Origin of the sequence: Shewanella sp. BJSY2023SW007 (assembly GCF_047314525.1) — a bacterium.
GTDB classification, from domain to species: domain Bacteria; phylum Pseudomonadota; class Gammaproteobacteria; order Enterobacterales; family Shewanellaceae; genus Shewanella; species Shewanella chilikensis.
This window is the reverse complement of sequence record NZ_JBKORL010000039.1, coordinates 1-1,839: the sequence shown is the minus strand read 5'-3', so window position 1 is coordinate 1,839 and position 1,839 is coordinate 1. Positions and strand designations below refer to the sequence as shown.

The window sequence follows — 1,839 nt, the reverse complement described above, 5'->3', positions numbered from 1 at the left end:
TGCCTCGGCTTCAGGCAACCTATTGCGGTATTCAATGAATTACGCAAGGCAGCCTAATTTAGCGAGTGGTGCACTTCGGAGTTGAATTCGCGCTTCAATTTGAACTCCTAAAACCTAACGCCCGCATTTGGGGCCGCAGTGAAGCGCAGCGGAACGGAGGTCCCAGCCCCGCAGGGGCGAACAACATGCGCTTGTTAGCCTAACTTTTACCTAACTTCTTTCTAAGTCCTGCAGCCAACGCAGGAGCCACATATATGACATGTAGAAATTGTTCAGCCAGATGGAGAACATCTTCAGCCTCATCATGTGTAACAGTCGTTTTGCTTGGGTGAGCAGCATCATTTCCAATCCATCTTACGGCATCTGCCCACTCCTTAAGATCTTTCGTTATTACACCGTTGGCTTGAAGTTCTGCTATTTGTGAAACGAGTTTATCTGATTTAGCTCCTTTGTCTGTTGCAGCCACTTGCATAACTCTTCGGGCCATAACAGCCGCAGCACGAAAAGCTGAAACGGAAAAACATTGCTTCGCCTCATCGAGATCATTACGGATTGCTTCGGGTACATTTTGGTCAGTTGGCTTTGGTAACGGTGAGGGATAGACTTTTTCACCTTTATTTAACACCAGAACGGGTTCATTACAGGAATTACACACTCCCATCCACCATGTGTTTTGATAATCCTGCTCCCAAAAGGCTTCTGTTGTGTATGTATATGATCCACTTTTATATTTAACCGGGGCAGGATCAAGAGACGTATGTCTATGACAACTTGGACAGTATATTGATAGATAATTTGGCACAAAATTTCCTTTAAGGCTAACAGCTGTATAGTGCGCATGCGCGTTTTAGTCCTCAGATGAGTGTAAACGCGCATGCGCGGTTTCTAAACCTATTATCTACCAGCTGTATTTTTTAACCTTTTGAATTTAAAAATATTTCCTGGAATGTTACGGAAATAACGCGCAAACTTAGCTACAGATTCCCGGCATTTTTCCTGGAACATCAATAATACTGTATAAAAAATCAGTTCTGAGGTGCTTGTCATGAGCGCGCCAAGCCGTACAACCCGAGCCCTACAACCCAAAGCGCCCTTCAACCCAGACCCTACAAAAATGTTAAGTAAAGCCATGGCTACCGCACGGGTCCAAACTCTGTTTGTCCCTACATTCCGCTGAAAACGGAAAAGTGCTACTGCTTTCGGCCTTAAGCTTAAGGAAGTGCTAAAGCTAAGCGTTTGAATTGGCTATACAATACCCAGTACTGAATTTGAAAACAATTAGCCAAAGGTTAAGTTTTGACAAAGGCAACAAAACCCTGATTTGGTTTATTTTTGAAGTAGAATTGACTGGGTTTGAAACCCAAAGCTCCACGACTTTAAGCCGCTGGCACAGCGGCTAGCATAGCTTCCAGCTAAAAGTTCCTAAGTTAGTACTGGCCGAGCTTCCGGCCACGGTGTAGCCAATCACCTACGCTGTGCTTTTCGCACAGGCGCTCCTGTGACACGCTGCGAGTACGTCCCTGTAAGCTCTGCCTCGCCATCCCTGGCTCGGAAGGTCACAGTTCCACCTGTGCCTGGAAAATAGGTGTATGTCTGCAAACTCTTCAGATATTTCAAACTACTCAGGACTAACAGAGTTGTACCAATTCCCCCTCGGTGTCGCCGAAAGCCGTTGGCGCAAATAACGTGGCTGAGGCATGGATGCCGAAGCAGCGCCAGTCGAATCAGGGATGAGCGTCTGAAACGGTAGTTATTTGCGCCATTAGGCCGAGGGGCTTTCGACACCGTGTGGGGCGGCAAGGGAGATCCAAGAGGGGATTGCTGTTGATCCCTTCTTGG

The 1,839-nt window shown here is 46.8% G+C and carries 1 protein-coding gene; it reads right to left on the bottom strand.

Annotation, left to right across the window (positions count from 1 at the left end; genetic code table 11):
• Window positions 1-199: 199 nt before the first annotated feature.
• Window positions 200-802 (bottom strand): DUF4145 domain-containing protein, encoded by a 603-nt coding sequence (locus ACMHXE_RS07310; RefSeq protein ID WP_339086849.1) that lies wholly within the window; start codon window positions 800-802, stop codon window positions 200-202.
• Window positions 803-1,839: the final 1,037 nt, after the last annotated feature.